General features: G+C 60.2%; 18 protein-coding genes and 1 pseudogene. 11 read left to right on the top strand and 8 right to left on the bottom strand.

Annotation, left to right across the window (positions count from 1 at the left end; translation table 11 throughout):
* The first annotated feature begins 75 nt into the window (after positions 1-75).
* Positions 76-1146 (top strand): porin, encoded by a 1071-nt coding sequence (locus B0G74_RS30935; protein WP_132379596.1) that lies wholly within the window; start codon positions 76-78, stop codon positions 1144-1146.
* 130 nt (positions 1147-1276) lie between these two features.
* Here the strand turns inward: B0G74_RS30935 and B0G74_RS30930 are convergent, their stop codons facing one another.
* Positions 1277-2155 (bottom strand): alpha/beta hydrolase, encoded by an 879-nt coding sequence (locus B0G74_RS30930; RefSeq protein WP_243658384.1) that lies wholly within the window; start codon positions 2153-2155, stop codon positions 1277-1279.
* 751 nt (positions 2156-2906) lie between these two features.
* Between B0G74_RS30930 and B0G74_RS30925 the strand changes: the two genes are divergently transcribed.
* A complete protein-coding gene (locus tag B0G74_RS30925; protein ID WP_132379592.1) occupies positions 2907-4124 on the top strand; it encodes a porin in 1218 nt (405 codons plus the stop codon).
* Positions 4125-4670: 546 nt separating this feature from the next.
* Positions 4671-5501 carry a 3-keto-5-aminohexanoate cleavage protein gene (locus tag B0G74_RS30920; protein ID WP_132379590.1) on the top strand — a complete coding sequence of 277 codons (831 nt, stop codon included), beginning with the start codon at positions 4671-4673 and terminating at the stop codon, positions 5499-5501.
* A gap of 60 nt (positions 5502-5561) precedes the next feature.
* Here the strand turns inward: B0G74_RS30920 and B0G74_RS30915 are convergent, their stop codons facing one another.
* From B0G74_RS30915 to B0G74_RS30900, 5 genes and pseudogenes are all read right to left on the bottom strand, one after another.
* Positions 5562-6035, bottom strand: coding sequence for a ferritin-like domain-containing protein (locus B0G74_RS30915; RefSeq protein ID WP_132379588.1), 474 nt, complete (start codon positions 6033-6035; stop codon positions 5562-5564).
* Positions 6036-6505: 470 nt separating this feature from the next.
* Positions 6506-6723: pseudogene (locus B0G74_RS46855) on the bottom strand (hypothetical protein); the annotation flags it as partial.
* Positions 6724-6744: 21 nt separating this feature from the next.
* Complete coding sequence (locus B0G74_RS30910) at positions 6745-8991, bottom strand: xanthine dehydrogenase family protein molybdopterin-binding subunit (protein ID WP_132379586.1); 2247 nt, start codon at positions 8989-8991, stop codon at positions 6745-6747.
* A gap of 10 nt (positions 8992-9001) precedes the next feature.
* Entirely contained in the window at positions 9002-9475 is a 474-nt protein-coding gene (locus B0G74_RS30905) for a (2Fe-2S)-binding protein (protein ID WP_132379584.1), read from the bottom strand.
* Between the two features lie 57 nt (positions 9476-9532).
* On the bottom strand, positions 9533-10372 hold the full coding sequence (locus tag B0G74_RS30900; protein WP_132379582.1) for an SDR family oxidoreductase: 840 nt from the start codon (positions 10370-10372) through the stop codon (positions 9533-9535).
* A gap of 103 nt (positions 10373-10475) precedes the next feature.
* On the opposite strand from B0G74_RS30900, the gene B0G74_RS30895 reads away from it, so the two are divergent.
* A complete protein-coding gene (locus B0G74_RS30895; RefSeq protein ID WP_132379580.1) occupies positions 10476-11417 on the top strand; it encodes a LysR family transcriptional regulator in 942 nt (313 codons plus the stop codon).
* A gap of 627 nt (positions 11418-12044) precedes the next feature.
* Positions 12045-12509, top strand: coding sequence for a porin (locus B0G74_RS30890; protein ID WP_243658383.1), 465 nt, complete (start codon positions 12045-12047; stop codon positions 12507-12509).
* Here B0G74_RS30890 and B0G74_RS30885 read toward each other — a convergent pair.
* Positions 12472-13646 (bottom strand): IS3 family transposase gene (locus tag B0G74_RS30885; RefSeq protein ID WP_132373085.1). Its coding sequence is split into 2 segments (ribosomal slippage): positions 12472-13376 and positions 13376-13646, totalling 1176 coding nucleotides; the frame shifts between segments, so codons are not numbered across the junction. The two genes, B0G74_RS30890 and B0G74_RS30885, sit on opposite strands and share 38 nt — an antisense overlap.
* Before the next feature lie 62 nt (positions 13647-13708).
* Here B0G74_RS30885 and B0G74_RS30880 point away from each other — a divergent pair.
* Positions 13709-14443 (top strand): porin, encoded by a 735-nt coding sequence (locus B0G74_RS30880; protein WP_243658382.1) that lies wholly within the window; start codon positions 13709-13711, stop codon positions 14441-14443.
* A 251-nt stretch (positions 14444-14694) separates the two neighbouring features.
* Here B0G74_RS30880 and B0G74_RS30875 read toward each other — a convergent pair whose 3' ends face one another.
* Entirely contained in the window at positions 14695-15711 is a 1017-nt protein-coding gene (locus B0G74_RS30875) for an ABC transporter substrate-binding protein (protein ID WP_132379579.1), read from the bottom strand.
* A gap of 179 nt (positions 15712-15890) precedes the next feature.
* Here B0G74_RS30875 and B0G74_RS30870 point away from each other — a divergent pair, with 179 nt between their 5' ends.
* From B0G74_RS30870 to B0G74_RS30850, 5 genes are all read left to right on the top strand, one after another.
* The gene (locus B0G74_RS30870) at positions 15891-16841 is read left to right on the top strand and encodes a LysR substrate-binding domain-containing protein (RefSeq protein WP_132379577.1); all 951 of its coding nucleotides are present in this window, start codon (positions 15891-15893) and stop codon (positions 16839-16841) included.
* 237 nt (positions 16842-17078) lie between these two features.
* Positions 17079-18119: a tripartite tricarboxylate transporter substrate-binding protein gene (locus B0G74_RS30865; protein WP_132379576.1), complete on the top strand. Its 1041-nt coding sequence runs from the start codon at positions 17079-17081 to the stop codon at positions 18117-18119.
* Positions 18120-18243: 124 nt separating this feature from the next.
* Entirely contained in the window at positions 18244-19098 is an 855-nt protein-coding gene (locus tag B0G74_RS30860) for an amidohydrolase family protein (protein WP_132379575.1), read from the top strand.
* Between the two features lie 161 nt (positions 19099-19259).
* Entirely contained in the window at positions 19260-21299 is a 2040-nt protein-coding gene (locus B0G74_RS30855; protein WP_132379574.1) for a tripartite tricarboxylate transporter permease, read from the top strand.
* Between the two features lie 258 nt (positions 21300-21557).
* Positions 21558-21944: a carboxymuconolactone decarboxylase gene (locus tag B0G74_RS30850; RefSeq protein ID WP_243658381.1), complete on the top strand. Its 387-nt coding sequence runs from the start codon at positions 21558-21560 to the stop codon at positions 21942-21944.
* Positions 21945-21996 lie beyond the last annotated feature (52 nt).

The following is a 21996-nucleotide window of genomic DNA, read 5'->3' as shown; positions in this document are numbered from 1 at the left end:
CAAGCCGATTGCAGCGACCCGAAAGAGGTCGTCAAGCGATTTCTGGAGACTCTTTTTTAAAGTAAGGATAACGAAATGAGAAAGATCATATTCTGCGCGGCTGTCATGGCACTCGGTGTCTGCAATAGTTACGCGCAGAGCACCGTGACCCTGTATGGACGCGTCGCAGCGGGCATTGACTTTGTGACCAACGTTGCGACGCCGAACGGTCAGTCAAAAAACAACTTCAGGTTCGGCAGCAATCAGTATGGATACAGCTGGTTCGGCCTGAAAGGCGACGAAGACCTCGGAGGAGGTCTGCATGCAGTCTTCAAACTCGAAAGCCTCTTCACTTCCGGAACAGGTGAGATTTTTCCCAACTCGCTTTTTACCCGCGACGCGTATGTAGGCCTGTCGAACGACAAGTTTGGAAGCATCTGGTTCGGACGGGCGATGAGTCTCACCGACGAAACTGGCTGGTACATTGACCCGCTTGGAGAACAGGTGGGAACAGGCATTGCAAACTTCGCTTTCGGACGGGCGTGGGGTCCCCGATCGAACGTCATTACTTACAACTCGCCGATCTGGGCTGGCTTCTCTTTCCGGGTACAAGACGGTTTTGGCAACGAGGCAGGTAACTTCCGGGGCGGACGTCAGTTCAGTGTGAGTGCACAGTACACGCTCGTGAACTTTGCTGCGTACGGAGTGTACGAAGAACTCCGCGACGACAACGGAAAGTTCTCGGGGCTGTACACCGCGTCGCGTGAATACATGGCAGGCGCCACCTACCAGCTCGGTGGGCTGAAGTTCTACGCGGGCTATCAGCAACTTGTCTCGTCAGGGCAGGATACGGTTGCCGACTCTTTTAACCCCTACGCGGCGACGCGGAGCCAGCAAGAGTGGATTGGTGCATCTTATCAGGCAACCCCCGCACTCGCCTTGCAGGCTGGCTGGTATCACGGCAACGTGAATCACGGCGGCGGCACCGGAAATCTTGCTGCCATCGGCTCAACCTACAACCTGTCCAAGCGGACGTTCCTCTACCTGACGGTCGGGGCCATGTTCAACGGAAAGCCGTCAGCGTTCCCAGTTGAAACGGCCGATTCCCAACCGCTGCCGGGGCACAACCAGCAAGGCGGCTACTTTGGCATCATGCACTTCTTCTGAGTGCAATTGATGACCTTGACGCGCGGCCGGCGCTTGATCGGCGCGACGTTCGCGAGGTCACGATCCGGGGCGCAGACATGGTCTCTCATGTGGCGGCGTCCCCGGTCGATCAACCCATGCGGGTGCCCCTTCACGAGCCTCTACCTGACTGCAGTCTCTCCGTAAGAAACGTGCCGATGGCATCGAGAGCCTGTGCCGAGGCCTTCAACGTTCCGATGCTGCCATGGAATCCGTGCGGCATGCCCAACCAGACATCAACTCGCGCATCGACGCCTGCGGCGACCGCACGCTCGACATACAGGCGCGAATCGTCCAGCAGGACTTCATCGTCTCCCACGTGAACGCGGACGGGCGGCAAGCCGGTCACGGGCGCGTGAAGCGGCGAAGCCAAGGGATGTCTGGGGTCAGCGTCTCGCAGGTAGGCATCGACGAGTTCCGAAACTTGCGCGCGCGTGAAAAGCGGATCGGCGTCCGCACGGGTTTCGTAAGTCGGGCCGGAGAGCGTCAAATCCGTAACGGGTGACAACGCAACCGCGCCCACGAGTGTCGCCTTCGCGGCGACTTCTCCGTTGGCGATGCGCGAAGCTAGGATCAAGGCAAGATTGCCACCCGCCGAGTCGCCGGTAACCGCAATCCGGGAAATGCCGCTCTCGCCGAGCCCGAGATAGCAGGACAACACGTCATCCACTGCCGCGGGGAAAGGATGTTCAGGCGCCAACCGATAATCTGGGACGAATGCCTTGATTCCGCTCCTCCCGGTGATTTGGGCGACGAGGTGGCGGAATGCGCTGGCGGATCCAAAGTTGAACCAACCGCCGTGAAGATGGAGTATCGCTTCGTCAGGCCGGCTATTTTCAGGGTTGACCCACAGCCCAGGAATGCCGCCGACCGATCCGGATTCGAATGTCACGCCCGTGTAGGGTAAAACGCGTTCCATCATCGCATCGAACGCGCCACGTCCCTCGACTCCCAGCCGCATGCCTTTGGCGGAACGGGTCACGGCGCGCATTGCCTCGGTGATCTTCCCATCTTCCGGATCAAGCGGGTGTGTCACGATGCAAGCGCTCGACAGATCGCCATTGGATGAATTTTGCATGTTCAGTTCCTATACACAGATCCATTGATTGTCCTGCCGATCACAACCGGTTCTCGTCGCCGCGCCTTGGCGTTTTTCCTCAACTAGCAATTGCCGGGAGCGGCCACGCGGAACCTCAGGTGAAAACTCAGGACAAACTCGGTGCTCCTTCCAGTCCGACCGTCTCCGTTGCGGTCAGCGAGCTGGCGCGACACGCTTGCATCGACAACGGCGCTCACCTGCGGCAGCGGATCAACTGAAATCATAGACGTCATTTGGCCATGGGGGCAGCCAGGTGACAAGTCACGAAAATGGGAAGCTTCGTTTCGCGCGTCGAACGGGTTGGGAGGCATGCGTATGACATTGACTGTGATGGATTCGGTCACGATGGAGATGTCCGCAATTCAAGCGACTGACGGTTTTGCCGCGCGATTGTTCCGATCAACTTCCCCAAACCGACTGCGGCCAGCCTAAAGTGGCGATCGGCAGCGCAGCGCATGTTGGAATGTCGCCCTGGCAACTCGCGCCTCGTGCAGCTCGTTTCTTACCCAATTTCGCGACATTCGCCTGCTTCGCCGGTAGCACCCGCTGCATAACTTGCCTATCATGCAGTGCGCCCTTCCTGATCTGCCGCAGGCCCACGGTAGCGCGCCTAGACAGATACCTCCGCCGCAAAAGGATCTGAATGAAAAGCAACGGTGCCTATGTCAGCGCGCTTTTTCTCTTCGGCACCGTATGCGTTGCCGCACCCGCGTTCGCGCAAAGCAGTGTCACGATGTACGGGATTGTCGATGCAGGGCTCGTTTACCAGAGCAGCCAGACGTCGCTCGGCTCGACGGTCAACGGCCATTCCAACGTCAAGCTTGGTCAGAATATCTGGAATGGCAATCGCCTTGGATTCAAGGGGATTGAGGATCTTGGGGGTGGCACACTGGCCGTGTTTACGCTTGAGTCCGGGTTTAACCTCCTTAGCGGCACCCAGCAGTTCGCGAATGCCGGGTTCAGCAGACAGGCGTTCGTGGGCCTGACCAATGCGAGCTACGGTACGCTTACTGCAGGCCGTCAGTACACCTCGTATTACTCCCTGGTGGGTCCGTATGGCCCCACGACCTGGCTAACCGGTTATTTCGGAGCGCACGCCGGTGACATCGACAATTTGGACGTGATATACCGCGTCAATAACTCCCTTGTCTACAAGTCGCCTGCGTTTTACGGCCTCACCATCAGCGGCTCCTACTCGCCTGGCGCGGTGCCTGGCAGTTTAAGCCGGGGTTCGAGCTGGAGCGCGGCGCTGCGGTATTCAAGTGGGCCGCTGGGCGTCGCCGCAGGCGTCGAGCGATTCAACAACTCGACGCTGGGAGGCGGCGCTTGGGGGGCAAACTCGACCTTGAACTCGGGCGGCCAGCCTGGCGTGTCGGCGCTCACCAATGGCTATCAGACGGCGGCCGCCCAGCAGCGCGTCGCGGTCGCAGGCTCCTACGCGTTCTCGGCGGCGTGGAATGTGTCGGTATCCTATTCGAACGTTCAATACATTCCTGGCGTGGGCTCGGCGTTCCGGGATGAGGCGATCTTCAACACGGTCGGCGCCGTGCTGCATTTTCGCGCGACCGCGGCAGCCGACCTGGCGGCGGGCTATAGCATCACGCGCGCGACTAAAGCGAACAGCATCGCCAGCGCGGCACAGTACGAGCAGTTCAATCTGGCGGAATCGTACAACCTTTCGGCGCGCACGATGCTGTATGCGCTGCAGGGCTTCCAGCGGGCGCATGGCCAGACACTGGGCACCGCCGGCGCCGGCAACGTCATCAATGCAACCGCGACGATCGGCGACGGCTTCAACGCGGCGCCGTCGTCGAGTCGCAGCCAGTTTGCATGCGCCATCGCGGTATCGCACCGGTTCTAGATTCGCCACTGCGGTGCGAGCGACATGCCCAGGGTAGTCTTCAAGCGAAACGCCAGGCAATAACGCGTCTGGGCTACCGGCGGGATAGGGATTTTACTTGGGACATCGAAGGCGCGGGCAGTTTATCGAGGCCTTGCCTCCGGGCATTCCATAGGGTCTCGAGGTACCTAATCGCAGACTCGTCGAGACGCTCGAATTGGATGAGAGGTTGAGCAGAACACTCACGGCGGCGAAGCGTGTCGTGGCGGTTTGACTTAGGCAGATTCGCTATTGCCAGGCCTGTCGGCGATAGGCTTGACGAAGCGACTTCATGCGCTATCTTTTTGCTGTTCAACTGCCATCTCAACGGGATGCACCTTGATGAGTTGTGGTAACACGGACGAGCCGCCGGGCGTTCTCGCGTTCCGTCTGTCCCCAATACGTGGTCCTCATCGCGCGCATTTGAACTAGACTTGGAACACGTGGTGTACCGGCACTTCGCCGGGCACGCGGTCATGATCCCTCGCCCTATAGGCGGGACGTAAACCTTGAACTGGAGTGTGAGCCATGAGCGAACCGTGCATTATCTCCGTTGCCATCACAGGCTCAGTTCCGCGCAAGAAGGATAACCCGGCTGTGCCGATCACGATCTCCGAGCAGATTGAAAGCACGCACGAAGCGTACGAAGCCGGAGCATCGCTGGTTCATCTGCACGTGCGCGACGAGCAGGAGAACTCCAGTTCCGACCGGTCGAGCTTCGCCTCTCTCCAGGAGGGCATCCGGAAACACTGTCCTGACATCATCATTCAGTTTTCGACAGGCGGTCGTGGCCGTTCGTTCGAGCAACGCGGCGCGATGCTCGATCTGCGCCCGGATATGGCATCGCTCGCAACAGGTTCTGTCAATTTTCCGACAACAGTCTATGAAAATCCGCCAGACTTTGTGCGTGCGCTTGCGCAAATGATGCTCGACCACGATGTCAAACCGGAGATCGAGATCTTCGATCTGGCGATGTTGTACAGCACAGGGGACCTCGTGCAACAAGGGCTGCTGAAATCTCCCGTGCACGTTCAGTTCGTGATGGGTGTAAAAAATGCGCTGCCCGCGCGTCGCGAGATTCTTGAGTTCGAGGTGCAACAACTCAAGGCGCTACTGCCGGATGCAACGTGGACCGCCGCCGGTATCGGACGGCATCAGTTGGAGGTCAATCACTGGACTCTCGAACTGGGCGGCCACTGCCGCACGGGTCTGGAAGACAATGTGCGCTGGGACAAGGACACGCTGGCGAAGAGCAACGCGCAACTGGTTGCGCGCGTGGCCTCGTTGTGCGGCGAATATGGCCGGCCGGTGGCGAGCGCCGCCCACGCGCGTGTCATGCTGGGTCTTCCTGCCAGATAGCCCGAAGGGGCGCGCTGCCGTCCGTGGCGCGCCCCGCACATGCCGCCATAGTCCGTTTGATCAGGGTTGGGCCGCCTGACGTTCAGTCGACGTCGTCACTTCTCCAGGGCGGCGCAGCATCTTGTCGACTTCGCCCGCGTGCATCTCTTCGATGTGGATCATCTGGCGGGCGAACTCCTCAAGTGCAACGGAGCGGTCCTCGACCAGCGCGAGCAGTTCGCGATAAAGCGTCAGCGCTAGGTTCTCGGCTTGCAGCGATTCGCGGAGGATCGACGAGATATCGAATGTGTGCGAGTCGAGGAGGGGACCGATCGCAAGCGACGGATAGGCGCCCAATGTGGTGATCCACTCTCCGACCTGCTGTGCGTGCAACAGCGATTCGTCGGCCTGCTCGCGCAGCCAGGATCTGATCGGAATGCGTCCGAATCCGAAAACAAGAAACGAGTAGTGCGTATATCGAACGACGCCGGCCAGCTCGGATTCGAGAATCCGGTTCAGCACCGCAACGACGTCTTCCTTGTCTATCTCTGCCATTTGGTATCTCCTTTTATCGCACCGCCGCAGACACATTCCGAGATTCGCCGCTCGTATCACGCCACATGGTCTTGACGGATATTGATTAAATGTAGTCCCGCAAGGCGATCGCGCAAGGTGTTAGTTCGTACGGACGCGTTTGCGTCGGCCAGCGGCGAGAGGGAAGGGCATCTGTTGCAGGGCTGGAACGCAGTCTCTGTAAGCTGACCGGCCGCCGGTTCCGGCGCGGGAGGCATTGATGGCTGCGACCGAAGGGATCGCCGATAGCCGGATCGGGAATCTGCCGGGTCCGATTCAGGCATGACGAAAGGAGCAATGTTGCTTCCCGTATTAGCTCACCTCTCGGTTCATTTTCGCGAATCAAGAAACGCAACTAACCGTCTAGCGGAATGTACTACGCGGCAACTTCGCACCCCGTCTACAGAACCGGGGGCTGGTGATTCAGCAAGTGCCTGATCGATCGCTTCGTTGAAGCGAATGACGTCGTCCAGATCGGGTGCTTCGGTCATGCCGGCTCTTGGGACCCAAGCATGTTCACAATGAATTCAACGGTCATCGTCTGTTCGTTCAGCGGTCGGCGGTAGGCGGTCGACGCTGAGCGGAGCCATCTGCACATTTGCCGGTCTATCGAGTGATGCCGGTTGCAAACGACCTTCTGGGCCATTTGCGTGATCAATGCCTGGGTATATCCGCCGCTGACTATGTCGGGTCAGGCCAGGTTGAACGGCAATTGGCGCTGCGGCTTGCCGGTAAGGCTCGCAATGGCGTTGGCAAACGCGGGCGCCAGCGGTGGCAGGCCGGGTTCGCCAATGCCGGTGGGTGCCTCGGCGCTCGGCACAATGTGGACATCGAACGTGGGCGTGTCGGTGATGCGCGCCACCGTGAAGTCGCCAAAGTTGCTCTGCTCGACGACACCGTCCTTTAGCGTGATGGCCGAACCTGGCAGGCACATCGACAGCCCCATGACCGCTGCACCCTGCACCTGTGCCTCCACACTGCGCGGGTTCACGGCCAGATTGCAATGCACCCCACCCGTGACACGGTGCAGTACGGGACGACCCTCTTGCAAAGAGGCCTCCACCACATAGGCCACCACCGAGTCGAAGGACTCGTGCACGGCCACGCCCCATGCGCGACCGGTGGGAAGCTGCTTCTTCCCGTAGCCGCTCTTGTCCACCGCCAGCTTCAGCGCAGCGCGGTGACGCGAGTGCTTGTCACCGAACAGGCTCATACGGTAGGCCACCGGGTCCTGCTTTGTGGCGCGCGCGATATCGTCGAGCAGGGTCTGCATCACGTAGGCAGTGTGGGTGGAACCCACGCTGCGCCACCACAGCACTGGGACGTTGGTCTTGGGGTGATGCACGGTCAGGCGCATCGGCAGCGGATAGGGGTGACGCATGCCCTCGGTGGCCGTGGCGTCGATGCCGTTCTTCACCTGGAATTCCTCGAATACCGTGCCCGAGGTAATGGACTGGCCAACAATGACATGGTCCCACGCGAGCACCTTGCCGCGCTCGTCGAAGCCGATGCGTGCGTGGTGCAGGTGCATGGGGCGATAGTAGCCGCCCTTGATGTCGTCCTCGCGGCTCCAGAGCGTGCGCACCGGCGCGTTCAGGCCGGCGGAACGGACGGCCTTGGCGACCTCGCATGCCTCGACCACGTAGTCGCTCGTGCCCACGAAACGCCGGCCAAAGCCGCCGCCTGCCATCTGCACATGCATTTTCACCTGCTCGGGCTTGAGACCCAGCACGCGCGCGGCCGCGACAGCGTCCAGGCCGGGGCACTGGCTGCCGACCCACAATTCGGCTCGCCCGTCGGACAGCTGGACGGTGCAGTTCAGTGGCTCCATCGGCGCGTGGGCCAGGTAGGGGAACACGAACTCGGCTTCCAACTGGTGTGGGGCGGTAGCTAGCGGTGCCATATCTGCGTCGAACTGGCGCGGGCCCGGACGACCAGCCTGCTCGCGGTACTGGGCCAGCAACCGTTCGCTATCCGCCTTCTCGACCGAGGCCGTGTCCCACTGTAGCTTCAGCGCATCGCGCCCCTGCTTTGCCGGCCAATAGCCGTCGGCCACCACGGCCACACCCTCGCCACCGCGATCCAGCGGCACGCGCAGCACGGCCTTAATCCCCTTGATGGCGCGCGCGGCGCTGTCGTCCACCGTGGTCAGTCGCGCGCCGAACACGGGCGGATGCGCCACCACGGCGGTGAGCTGGCCGGACAGATGCGTGTCGATGCCGTATTCCTGATGTCCACTGCTCTTAGCCCGCGCATCGAGGCGCGTGGTGGGGCGGCCAATGATGCGGAAGTCCTTGGGGTTCTTCAGCGTGACCTTCTCGGGCACGGGTAGCGCCATCGCAGCTTCTGCCAGTTCGCCGTAGCTCAGCTTGCGGTTACCGGCGCCCAGCACAGTGCCGGCCTGCGTGCGCAGCGTGGCGACGTCCACTTTCCAGCGTGCTGCCGCCGCGGACAGCAGCATGGCCCGGGCACGCGCGCCGAGCTCCCGGTACTGCGTGAAGCTGTTCTTGATCGACTGGGAACCGCCGGTGAGGTGAATGCCGAAGATCGGGTCGACGTAGGCGGGGTCGTTCGAGCCTTGCTGGCTGCGCACCAGATTCCAGTCCGCGTCGAGCTCCTCCGCCAGGATCATCGGCAAACCGGTTTGCACACCTTGGCCGAACTCCAGGCGGTTGATGGTTACCGTGACCTCGCCCTTGGGGCCGATTTGCACGAAGGCCGATGGCTGTTGCGTCGGCTTCAAGGCGCTGGCCGTCCGGCCGCTGCCGGTGGTTTGGCCTATGGCCAGGTAGGGAAACACGCCAAGCGCCAGTCCGCTGGCACCCACCAGCTTCAGGAAGCTGCGGCGCGGCAGCGTGGCCGCTTCCCCAGTGCGGCACCTGGTCAGCAGGTGCTGCAGGGCACGTGGCATTTCGCTGTAGTCGAATTCAGGCAACATGGTGGCTCCTTCAGGTCAGGGCCCTGGCGGCATCGGCCACTGCGGCGCGAATGCGGGCGTAGGTGCCGCAGCGACAAATGTTGCCCGCCATGGCCGAGTCGATCTCGACGGCGGTAGGCTGCTTGCCGCGTGGCAGCGACTTCAGGAACGCCGTGGCGCTCATGATTTGGCCACTTTGACAGTAGCCGCACTGCGCTACGTCGTGCTTGACCCACGCTGCATGCACGGCGGCGCCGACTTTGTCGCTGCCGTCGGTGGTGGCTTCGATGGTGGTGATCTGCTTGCCCTGGGCCGCCGATATCGGCGTAATGCAGGAGCGGATGGCCTGCCCGTCCAGATGCACGGTGCAGGCACCGCACAGCGCGGCGCCGCAGCCGAACTTCGTGCCGGTCATGCCCAACGTGTCGCGCAAGGCCCAGAGAATGGGCGTGTCCGGGGCGACGTCGACCGTGTGCTCACCACCGTTGACGTGGAGCGTGCTCATGATGGGTCAGTCCTTTGCAGGTTAGGTGTGTCGCGGCAAGTGCACCTCGCTTCGCGATCAGAAGCTGCCGTCCGTCGACCTGGAAAGCGCCTCATGGGCGTGCACTGCCTTCAATCGGGCCTCGACAGCTGGCCCGACCGCCGCCAGTGCATCGCTTCCGGCCACGAACACTCTGGGCGGAGTGTCCATGCCCACAAGCTCTACCAAAACGTGGCCGAGCTTGTTCGGATCGCCAGGTTGCTTGCCCGCGTAGGGAGACCACATCGCCTCGGCGCTGACCTCGGCGGCTGCGTAATCGTCGATACGTTTGTTGGGCCACTTGGCGTGGGCGGCGTCCAGCAGATCCGTGCGGAAGAATCCCGGCTCGACCACCGTAATCTTGATGCCGAACTTTCCGACCTCCTCAGCCACAGCGAGCGAAAGGCCCTCCACCGCAAACTTGCTTGCGCTGTAGGCGCCGCAGTGCATCAGGCCGACAGCGCCTGCCACGGAACTGACGTTGATGATGTGCCCGGACCGCTGCTTGCGCATGACCGGCAGCGCTGCCCGCATGACATGACTCACGCCCCAGAAGTTCGTCGCAAAGAGGTGTTGAATGTCTTGCGTTCCCAGTTCCTCGTAATTGCCCAAGAGGCTGTACCCGGCACTGTTCACGACCACATCGATATGACCGAACTTTTTTTGCGTCTCTTCGACCGCCGCCGTTACCTGGACCTCGTCGGAGACGTCCAGCCGGAGAATCTCCAGGTTCTCGCCGGCCAGGCCGCTCAGGGCATTGCCCACTTTGTCCAGGTTCCTCCCTGTGGCAATGACTCGATCACCCGCCTTCAATGCGGCCTTGGCCGTACCAGCGCCGATCCCGCTGCCAGCACCCGTGATAAACCACACTTTGCTCATGCGCAAACTCCCAGTCCTTAGTCATTGCCCTTCACTCTAGGCAGATTGACTGAGAAGAAAAACACCCTGGTACTGAACACGCTTTGAAGATATTCTTCAAAGTATGAGACTCAATCAGCTTGATGGACTGCTCGCATTCTGGAAGGTCGCAGAGCACCGCGGGTTTTCTGCCGCCGCGGCAGCGCTCGAGGTCTCGCCGTCCGCGCTCAGTCAGGCGATCCGCCACCTGGAGGCCCGGCTCGGCGTCAGGCTTCTCAACCGGAACACGCGCAGCGTCAGTCTCACTGAAGCCGGACAGGCATATCTGTCCCGGATCGGGCCGGCGTTAAGCGACGTGCTGGAAGCCGGGGAGCAGCTTCATGAGCTTCAGGGTCGGCCATCGGGCATCCTGCGCATCAACGCAGCGCGAATCTCGACTGCCATGGTCCTCCAGCCGCTGCTGGCCGGGTTCCTGAAGGCCTATCCGGATGTCCACGTGGAGCTGACGAATGATGAGGGCTACGTGGACATCGTCGAAAGAGGGTTCGACGTTGGCATTCGAATGGGAGAGAGTGTTCAGAAAGATATGATCGCTCTGCCTCTCGGTGGGCCGGTTGGCGTATCCATCGTCGGATCCCCCCGTTACTTCAAGAAGCATCCCGTACCACGGCACCCATCCGATCTGATCCATCACAACTGTGTGCGATTCAGGTTTTCAGGCAGCGGGGCAATTTACAAGTGGGAGCTCGCCGTCGATGGCCGTATCGTCGAGTACGAGATCAGCGGCAATCTCACTATCAGCGACTCATTGTTCTCGGTTGAGGCTGCGCTGGATGGGATTGCCCTGGCGTATACGTTCGAGCAGCTCGCGCTTCCTCACATCCGGGCCAGGAAGTTAAAGCGCGTCTTGAGCAGCTTCTCACCGACTTTTCCGGGGTTCTACCTGTACTACCCCAGCAGACGCCAACAGCCTGCCAAGCTGAAGGCGCTGGTGAACTACGTGCTGGCGCATTCCAGCCCCGGTACGATTGGAACGTCAGCAACGGTGCCGGCGAAAGACGTGTAGTAGCACGCCCATTTTTTTCGGCGGCCGAAAGTCCGCGTCGGCGCGTATGGGAGTCCGATGAGGTTTCCCTGATTCCAGAGTCCCCATGCCCGAAACTGGCTGTTGATCCTGCATGACGGTTTCTGTCCGATGACTGGTGCACCAATCTGCGCCGCGAGATTGATCATTCTCGCGACCTCCAGTTCGTCGGACGTCCGCCGCACCATTGTCGCCGGTCGCGGTACATCGCAACCGGCAAGGAACGAATGACCACTAGCCGGCATTGCCACTATCGGGGAGCAGCCCGCCAACTCCAGTCATCGGACCGATCAAGCGCGCGGTCACTCGAACGTCTCCTTCACCTTGCGGATTCAGCCCGTCGACCACCGATTATTGCCGCGGCAATGGGATATTGACATGAGTTGAAAACGCCGTCGCAGTCAGGGATCCAGATGGCCGTCCCTCCAAGCACACCTTAACCATTCGCTCAAGTCGAACGCGGTTTTATTCAATATACCTGTGGCGCCACGCTGGCAAAATTTCAGTGCGTTACAAACAAACGAAAAATGTGGTCTACATCAGGACGGCGACCGTCCCGAGCTCGCTGCCAGGGCAAATTGTGGATCACTACAGGAGACAGCGACGACCATGAATTACAAGACCGCAGTTTGTGTCTGCGCCGCGTTGATAGGCATTACGCCGGCATGGGCGCAGGACGAAGAGGATGGCAAGGCCGCAGGCGCTAGCATGGTCACCATATATGGTTTGATCGATCAAGGATTCGAATACGTCAACAATGTGGCCAAGGGTAAATCCGCTACCACCAACGTTTTCCGCACGGGGGACGGGACCGCAACCTCTTATTTCGGAATTCGCGGTAGCGAGGATCTTGGCGGGGGCACGAAGGCCATATTTGACTTGCAAGGCGGCTTCATGCCAAGCAACGGAACCTCGAGGCAAGGCGGTCGTCTATTTGGACGGCAATCCTATGTCGGTCTCGATGGAAAATTTGGTCGTCTGACGTTCGGCCGCCAATACACCATGAGGTCGGTCGAGACGCGTGGACGCCAACGGGTTAAGCAGCGACCTGATTCAGATAGTATCGCTGCGTGAATGCTACAGGTGACAGGTAATTGAGACGAGCCTGCGTGCGCTGCCGGTTATAAAACATCTCGATGTATTCGCTGATGGATCGCTTGGCTTCATCGCGCGTGGCGAAGCGTCGATGATAGACCAGCTCGCTTTTTAGCGTGCCCCAAAACGATTCGATCGGCGCGTTGTCAAAGCAGTTTCCTCGTCGACTCATCGACGCCTGCATGCGGAACTGGCCGACGAGATCCTGATAGGCGTGAGCGCAGTATTGGGACCCACGGTCCGTGTGATGGATCAGGCCGGGCGCCGGGCGCTGCGATGCAACCGCACGGAACAGCGCCTGCATTACCAGATGCTTCGTCATGCGCTCGCTCATGGCGTAGCCGACGAGCTCCCCACTAAACAGATCCTTCAGGCCGGCGAGGTACAGCCAGCCCTCGTCAGTCGCGATATACGTGATGTCGCCGCACCAGGCCTGATTCGGCGAGGTTGCAGTGAAATCCTGGTTCAGCAGGTTCGGCGCCACCGGTAGGTCGTGCTTCGAATTGGTCGTCGCCTTGAACTTGCGTTTCTGCCTGCAGCGTAGTCCCAGCTTTTTGCGTAGCCTTTTTATGCGGTGAACACCGAGCCGCACGCCGTGCTCGTCGAGGTGCTTCTGCAAGCGTTCGGGCCCGAAGCTCTCACGCGTGCGCTGATGCGCCGCCAGCACTTCGGCCTCCAGTCTCGGCTCCTGCTGTGCCCGCAACGACGGCGAGCGCTTGCGCCACGCGTAATAGCCGCTCACGGAAACGCCCAGCAGCCGGCACATCGGCGGCACCGGATAGTCCTGTCGCATCTGTTCAATCACGCCGTACTTCACCGCGACTCCCTCGCAAAGTACGTCGCGAATTTTTTTAATAAATCGCGCTCCATTTTAACTTCCGCCAGCTCCCGCTTGACTCGCCCGAGTTCCGCTTCGATCTCCGTCAGCGGCTTTTGATGCTGACCTACACGTTCCAGCTTGCCTGCCTTCGCAGCACGCACCCAGTTTGCCACCGTCTTCATTGATATCGACAGCCGACGCGCAGCCTCCGATACGCCAACGCCCTCGGTCATTGCAAGCTTCACCGCCTCTTCACGGAATTCCTTCGTGTAGACGGCTTTGGGGATTCGACTCATGTATGCCTCCATTCCTCAATTTTACGGAATGTTGGCGTCCACTTTTTCCGGCGGACCTCACCATGAGGTTTTATGCGACCTCGTTCATCAATCCATTCGGAACGGGCGCACAAGGCCTCACCACGCTTGATAACGGAATTGCTAACGCTCGGGCTGATAACTCAATTAGCTACCGCTATTTCCTCGGCGATTTCGAAGCGGGAGTGAACTATAGTTTCGGCCGCGATGCCGTCAATGGAGGTAGCGCCGCCGCCTCGAATTGCCCGGGCGAAACGACACCCTCGAATCAATGCCGGGAATATTCGGCAATGATCAAATACGAGGGACATACTTGGGGCCTCGCCAGTTCCTACGAGCGGAACTACGGCGGCACCTCGGCAACATGGGGTGGTCTCACGTCGCCGAAACTCACAGATAGCCGGTTCACGCTGGGCGGCTACTTCAAGATAAGCAAAGCCAAGTTCGGCGTCGGCTGGATCAGGCGCGATGACGAAGGCATCGCGACGCCGAAAAGTAACCTGTTCTGGTTGACGGGCACAGTGCCCGTGACCCCGTTCATTTATTTCGACAGCATGCTGGCGCAACTCAAATACGATCATTCGCCCAATAAGGCACTGGTGATCGTTTTGCGCGGCGAATACTTGCTGTCCAAGCGCACGTTCCTGTATGTGACCGGAGAGCGCATCCATAACGACGGCAATCTCGCTCTTTCAGCGACTACCATTACACCCGTCCCCACCCCGACCGTGGGCGGGTCGCAGATTTCCGTCATCGCGGGTATCAGGCATACATTCTGAGTCTCGTGCGAATGCTCGCGCGTCGTCACGCATTCTCTAGCCGCTGTCCGCGCGGACAGCAAAACGCACGGGGCGACCACGACGTCACGCATAGTACGACGGCCAACGCGGTGGCTTGATGAGCTACACCCCAGAGGTTTGGACACCGATCCAACCTCTGGGTTTTTTTTCATGGTCGAGGCGCTTCACAGAGTTAAGTTTCGCCTCGACAAGGCGCTGATGCGGAAGTCCGGCCGTCCCCGCCCGAGCGCTCAACCCGACAGTTTCGCCGCGGCGTTCGCCGCCGACATGTCGGCCACGGCGGCGAAGGCCTGCTTCTGCATCAGGCTGCCCGTACCAATGAACATGTCCTGCAGATAACCGATATCGTCATCGGTCAGCGACAGATTCCTGGAGTAAGGCCGCTGCGCTTGATTGAAATTCCAGATTGCCTGCGCCGACGTTTTGTCGAAATTCTTCTGGGCGTGCTTGCGCGCTTCGAAGAAGGCGTCATGCGCTGCGGGCGACATCAGGTAGTCGTAGAGCGCCCCATAGGCGGCCATTACCGCGACCATGCCCTCATGCTTGTCCCTGATCGCGGAATCGGAGGCGTAGGCGGTCTGGAAAATGCATTTCGGCAGTGCCTGCCACATGTTGGCCTCGCTGATCGCCACGAGCCCGTCCTCGTCGTTCAGATGCGAGATGCTCGAGCAGCAGGCGTCAGCCTCGCCCTTTACGACGGCCTCATAGCACTGGTCGTTGCTTCCCCTGTCGACGAAATTCACCTGCGAAGCATCGATGCCTTTCTCTTTCATGAGTTGCAGCATTAGCGTATGCAGCAGACCCAGAGCAGGGCCTACCGCGACCGTCTTGCCCTTCAGATCGGCGAGCGTCTTCGTTCCATCAGGTCTTGCAAAGACCGTCAGCGCGCACTTTTTCATACCGGCGCCAACGATCTTGACTCTGGCGCCTTCCGCGATTCGCGATAACACCATGTTGTAACCCGATACCATGCAGACATCCGCGGCTCCGGCGGATATGGCATCGAACGGGCCGCTGACGCCGGGGATCTGGGTCATCATTGCGTTCACACCGAATTGCTTGAAATAGCCCATCTCGCTCATCAACGCGTTCAGCGTAGCGTTCTCCAACCCCGGATTGCTGACGATCCGAATCTGCGTCGCAGCCGCCCGCGCGACATACGGCGCGGCAAGTCCGCCCGTAGCAACACTGAGTCCGAGAAGCCCCGCGTTGCGCAAGAAGCGGCGGCGATCGAGGGAGTGGGTCATCGGTTGTCTCCGTCCGCCGGTCGAACCGGCGAATCTGCGAAATTTGTTTTGAGTGCGCGCGCGGGCCCACCGACCGACCTGCTTGGCCGCATCCGGATCTTGCCAGTGGCTCGCCGCCCGGTCGATTGAGTAAAATTGCGGTAGGCTTAACGAGTTGGTAAAACCGGGGGGTACACGGAGTGTCAGAGCTTGACTGGTTCCTGCAGATCAACTTGAAGGCGCGGCACTTGCGCTTGCTCGTGACGATCGACACATACCGCAATCTGAGCCAGGTGGCCGACGTGACTCACGTGACCGTGCCAGCCATATCTAAGTCACTGGCCGAACTGGAACGGGGGCTCGGACTCACGCTTTTTTCGCGCACTGCTCAGGGCCTGGTGCCCACACCGCACGGCGATTGCCTCATTCGTCACGCGCGCGAGATGTTGACGATCCTGCACCAGGCCCGCGACGAGCTGAAAGCTCTGAGTTCGGGGACCGAGGGCAAAGTTCATATCGGCATGTTGCCTGCTTCGGCCTCCATGCTGGTCGCGCAGGCGCTAAGCCTGTTGAAGCAGCGGTCGCCGGGCACCAATGCGACGGTGATCGAAGGTACGACGGCGTCGCTGCTGCCTGAACTCTGGCAAGGTCGGCTCGACCTGGTCGTAGGCCGCCTGCCACCGCCGGATACCCTTGGCAGCTTTGCAGAGAAGGAACTCCTCGAGGAGCCGGTGACACTGGTGACGGGCCCGCATCATCCGTTGGCCCGCAGGAAAACCCTCAAATGGTCAGACCTGCGCCCCTACCCCTGGATACTGCCGCCGCCCGGCTCGATACTGCGCGATCCCCTGGAGCGGGCACTCGAGGCGCACGACGTGCCGCTGACCAACAATTACATCGAGACGCTCTCGACTCACGTCGTTCGTGCGCACCTGCAAGTCTCGGATTTTATTGCCGTGATGGCCGACACGCCTGCCAACGACACCGTGCAGCCTCTTCATATCCTTCCATTGAGCCTGCCCAAACTGCTCCGACCGGCCGGTGTGCTGTGGAATCGCAACCGCAGCCTGACACCCAGCGCGCAACTCATGGTTTCGTGCCTGGAAGAGACGGCTCAGCGTCTCGCAGTGAAGAGCCGGGGCGCGCGCTAAGGCCCACGCCGGCCATAAAGCGTTTCGCCACATCCGGCAATGCTGCCTCGGGCAAGCCTTAACCATTTACTCAAACCCCGGGCGGTTTTTCTCAATTGACCCGAATCGGCGCGCTGGCAAAATCTCCATACGTTCACTCATAAGCGAACGACAACATGATCCATCCCGGGGACAGGGATTGTCTCCGACGCGCCATGCTGGCGGACCGTGGATCAATACAAGGAGACAGGGACGACTATGAACTACAGGACCGCAATATGTGCTTGCGCGGCGCTGTTGAGCTTTGCCGCGACGGCGTTTGCAGGGCCAGTTTCTGGTCAGTCCGTCGAAAAGTTTTATCACGGTAAAGCTTTGACGATTGTTGTCAGTGCCGACGCGGGCACGCCGACCGACATCATTGCGCGTCAGTTCTCGCGCTTCTTTGTCAAGTACATCCCCGGACATCCCCAAGCGGTGGTGATGAACGTAGTCGGAGCCGGGGGAATGGTTGCGGCAGCCTCGCTCCAGTCCAGACAGCCCAATGACGGTACCGTCATTGGCTTCCTGCAGCGCAACAATCTCTACATTCCACTGCTCGATCCAAGGCAAAGCAGATTCGACCCGCGGAATGTCAGATGGCTTGGCAGCCTCAACAAGGTCGAATACTGCCTGGTGTCAATGACCCGATCTGGTGTCACCACGGCGGATGATCTCACCAAAAAGAAGATGTACATCGGTGCGACCGGTTTTGCTAACGAGGACAGGACGCTGCCGGCGCTGCTCGATGAATACTTGGGCGCCAAGATGAGCATCGTGCCCGGATACACGGGTCGCGGCGAGGTTTATCTGGCGATGCAACGCGGCGAAGTCGATGGCTGGGCCTCGACCATCGACGGCCTTCAGCAGGGCGAGCCGGTGCGAATGCTCGCAGACGGCAAGATGAAGGTGCTGCTGCATCTGGGATGGAAAAGCCCGGCGGCATTCGCTGATGTCCCGAACCTGAGTGCTTACATCGCCAAGCCAGATGACAAAGCGCTGTTCAACTTGTTCCTGCTGCCGTTCCAGGCGGGACGGCCGATCGCCGTACCGAAGGACGTGCCTCAGGATCGTCTGGACGCACTGCGCGAGGCCTTTTCGAAGACCATTGCGGATCCGGAGTTTATCGACGCAATGAAACATTCAGGCTATCCGATTGATCCGATCGACGGAGGCGCAGTGGAACAAATCGTCAGCAAGCTGTACGCCACACCCGAGCCGCAACTCGAGAGCGCGCGCAAGCTCATCTTCAGTTCTCACTGAAAGCAGCCGGGAAGTGCGCGTGTCGGTCCTGCTTGCCCGGTCTCAGTCTGCCCTGATCTGAAATAGAGAACGTCATGAACCTCACGTGGGTGAATGACAGTCAATCACCGAGAGGTTCAATCATATGACGCCCGAAATTATCGACATTCATCCCCATATCATTTCGACGGACACGGTTCGCTACCCCATTGCTCCCCAGCATGGACATCGCTCAAATTGGTCAGCTACGCGTCCGGTCACAGTCGAGCAGATGATCGCGGAGATGGATGAGGCCGGCGTTGCGAAAGCCGCGATCGTGCATTCCTCGACGACCTATGGTCACAACAACGCTTACGTGGCCGACAGCGTGGCGCAGTATCCGAAGCGCTTTACCGGCGTCTATTCCTTCGACTTGCTGGCGCCCGATGCGTTGACGACCTTTGACCATTGGCTGGCTCATGGAATGGGGGGAATTCGGCTCTTCACTGGGGGAGCGACCCATCAGAGCGATGGGATCTGGCTGGTCAATCCGGCGACCTTCCCGATCTGGGAGCGCTGCGCCGAGCTCGGTATGACCATGGCGGTTCAGACGACGCCGGACGGTTTGTCAATGGTGGCCGAGTTGGCCGAACGTTTCCCCACCGTGAAGATCGCCCTCGATCACTGCGCGAGGCCCGATCTCGAAGACGGCCCGCCCTATGCGCGTTGCGCGGCGCTGTTCGAGCTTGCGAAGTATGACAACGTCTACATGAAGATCACGCCACGCACCTTTGATCTCGCGCAGGCGGCGCCGGGCGGGGCAGAGGCCTTTTTCCCGCATCTGGTGAAGGTGTTTGGCGCACACCGTCTGGCTTTCGGCTCGAACTACCCAGCTTCGGCCGGGCCGTTGAAGAAGCTGATTGATCAAGGGCACAACTGTTTTGCGAGTCTTAGCGAGGAGGAGCGCGCCTGGGTTTGGGGCCGCACGGCGAAAGCTCTTTACCCTGCGCTTGCCGACTGAATCGTAGCAATGCCGAAAAGCCAGGCGCCGAAGCGCTGAGCGACGGACGGCAACCGACGCCCGTCGTACTCCGCTTCCACCTGAGTCGACGCTCCAAACACTCGACCCTTACCGGGTCACAGCGTGAGCCCACCGAGCTTGCCATCTCATCAGGATGACGCATGGATTTTTACAACGACGCAACTTTGTTGGCAGCAGGCCATGCGCTGTCGACGCTCTTGCAATTCCACCGTTTGATCTTTCTTGTTTTCGGCGTCGTGGTCGGACTGGCGATCGGACTGTTGCCCGGGATCGGAGGACTCACGGGTTTTGCGCTTCTGGTGCCGTTCACCTACACGATGGACCCCTATGCAGCCTTCGCGATGTTGCTCGGCATGGCTTCGGTCATTACGACTTCCGACGTGATCCCTGCGGTGCTCTTTGGCGTGCCAGGTCACGCCGCTTCGCAGGCGACGGTGCTCGATGGCCTGCCCATGACCAAACGCGGTGAAGCGTCGCGTGCGTTGAGCGCATGCTACACGTCGTCGTTGCTCGGGGGCTTGATCGGAGCGGTCATCCTTGCAGTCTCGTTGCCGTTGGTACGGCCTTTCGTCCTCTCCATCGGTACGCCGGAAATGCTGGCGCTCACGATCTTCGGGGTCTCGATGGTTTCTGCTCTATCTGGCAACGCGCCGCTGCGGGGCGTTGTCGCGGCCTGTTTCGGCATTCTGGTCGGCATGATCGGCACCAACGTCGCAACCGGGCAAATGCGTTGGACGGGGGACATGCTTTACTTGCAGGACGGCATTCCACTGGTGCCGATCATACTAGGCATATTCGCGTTGCCCGAGTTGTGTGAACTCGCCATCCGACGCGCGGCAATCGCTGAGAATGTGCAGTTCAGTTCGCGCCGGGGGATGCAACAAGGCGTCGTGGACACCTTGCGAAACTGGTTCCTGGTTCTTCGGTGCGGCGGGCTTGGCGCGGTCCTTGGGGCGGTGCCGGGTATTACCGGGGCTGTGACGGACTGGATCGCCTACGGACATGCGCTACAGACCTCAAAAGGCGCGAAGCAGACCTTCACCAAGGGCGATGTGCGCGGTGTAATCGCTCCCGAAGCCGCCAACAATGCGAGGGAAGGCGGCAGTCTGGTGCCTATGCTGTCTTTCGGTGTACCCGGTGGCGCGGCGCAGGCTATTTTGCTCGGCGCGATGATGGTCCACGGGTTTATTCCCGGGCCCGACATGCTGACCAGGCATCTCGACCTTACCTATTCAATGGTCTGGTCCATCGCGCTTGCCAATATCTTCGGAGCGGGCTTGTGCTTCCTGCTCAGCGGGCAATTCGCCAAGATCTCGACACTACGTTACACGCTTATCCTGCCGGTCATCATGCCCATCATCTATGTCGGCGCCTTCCAGGGTTCGCGTAGCTGGGGCGACCTGTTCGTGCTGCTCATTGCCGGGCTTATCGGCTGGACCATGAAGCGCCTGAAATGGGCGCGCCCGCCCCTGATCCTCGGTCTTGTGCTCGGCGTGCTCATGGAACGCTACATGTCGATTTCCTTCGTGCGCTATGGCACGGATTGGCTGACGCGGCCGGTCGTCATGGTTCTGCTCGCCCTTGCGGCGCTGGTGTTTTTCAAACCGCTGTTCAAGCTGGTACGCGGAGGCGGGCTCGCGCGGATGCGGCCGAGCGGAAAGATCGCGTTGAAGCTCGAGGACCTCGTCTATGTATTCTTCATCGGCATCGGGCTCTACATGCTGGCGACCGCGCAGGGCTGGCTCCTGATGGCCAGAATCGGGCCGACGGTAGTCGCGAGCATCCTCGTGATCGCCGGGACCATCAGCCTCGCATACAAGGTTTTCGTGATTCCGGCACAGCCGGGACAGGCACATGCCGGCGACGGCATCCACATGGATGTGGCGAGCGACCACGACGAGAAACTGCCAAACAAGGTGGTGCTTACACGGGCGCTGAGATTCTTTGGCTGGTTCCTCGCGTTTCTCGCCTGCATGGGCGTGATCGGCATGATCCCCACCGTACCGCTGATGATCGTAGCCTTCATGCGCATCGAGGGACGCGAGTCCTGGCGCCTCAGTCTGATCCTCGCAGCTTGTGTGACGGTGTTCCTCTATGTGGTCTTCGATCAGATCATCCATATTCCGTGGCCGGACAGTTTCCTGGGGCAGTGGTTTCCCGCGCTCGCAGGCGGCGCGTGACGACTTGATTGAACTGTGTAAGCGCGAATTTGTGGTTCTTTAGGCAGCATTCCTACCAAAGTAGTGTGCCGAGACGGGATTCGGCTTCGGCATCTTTTCACTGCAAGGAAATAGCATGACGGACAATCGACTCGAGCTCATCGACCCGAAGAACACCACCGACGAACAGAAGAAGGTCATTGCACGGCTAGGCGAAGGGCGGGGCGCATTCCTACGCCGTTCAACATCTGGCTTCACAACCCGCATCTCGCTGAAGGAATGGAGATCATCGGCACGCACGTCGACCACTCTCCGGTTCTGGGCGAAGCGGAAAGCGAAGTGGCGATCCTCTCGACGGCTGTTTTCTGGAACGCGCCCTATGTCATCGCCAATCACCGCCGGCATGCGCTGAAGGCCGGAGTTCCTGAGGCGGTCGTCAACGCCATCGTGGAAAAGCGGCGACCCGAAGCTGTCGAGGGGCGTTTGGGTCAGATCTGCGACGCAGTCTGCGACATTCTTGCGGGCGGCGTGGTCGAGGATGCGCGCTTTGCCCGTTACGAGGCCGAGCTGGGCCGCGCGGTGATTGCCGAGCTGCTTGTCACTGTCGGCTATTTCACCTCGATTTCGCTTGGCATGACCCTGCACGCGCTTCGGCCCAAGGAATGACGCAATGACAATCATGGTGGCGTGTGCGGGCGATTGGACCTGAATCCGGTCA

The sequence above is a fragment of the Paraburkholderia sp. BL9I2N2 genome (genome assembly GCF_004339745.1).
GTDB lineage: Bacteria > Pseudomonadota > Gammaproteobacteria > Burkholderiales > Burkholderiaceae > Paraburkholderia.
This window is presented reverse-complemented; position numbering and strand designations above follow the sequence as displayed.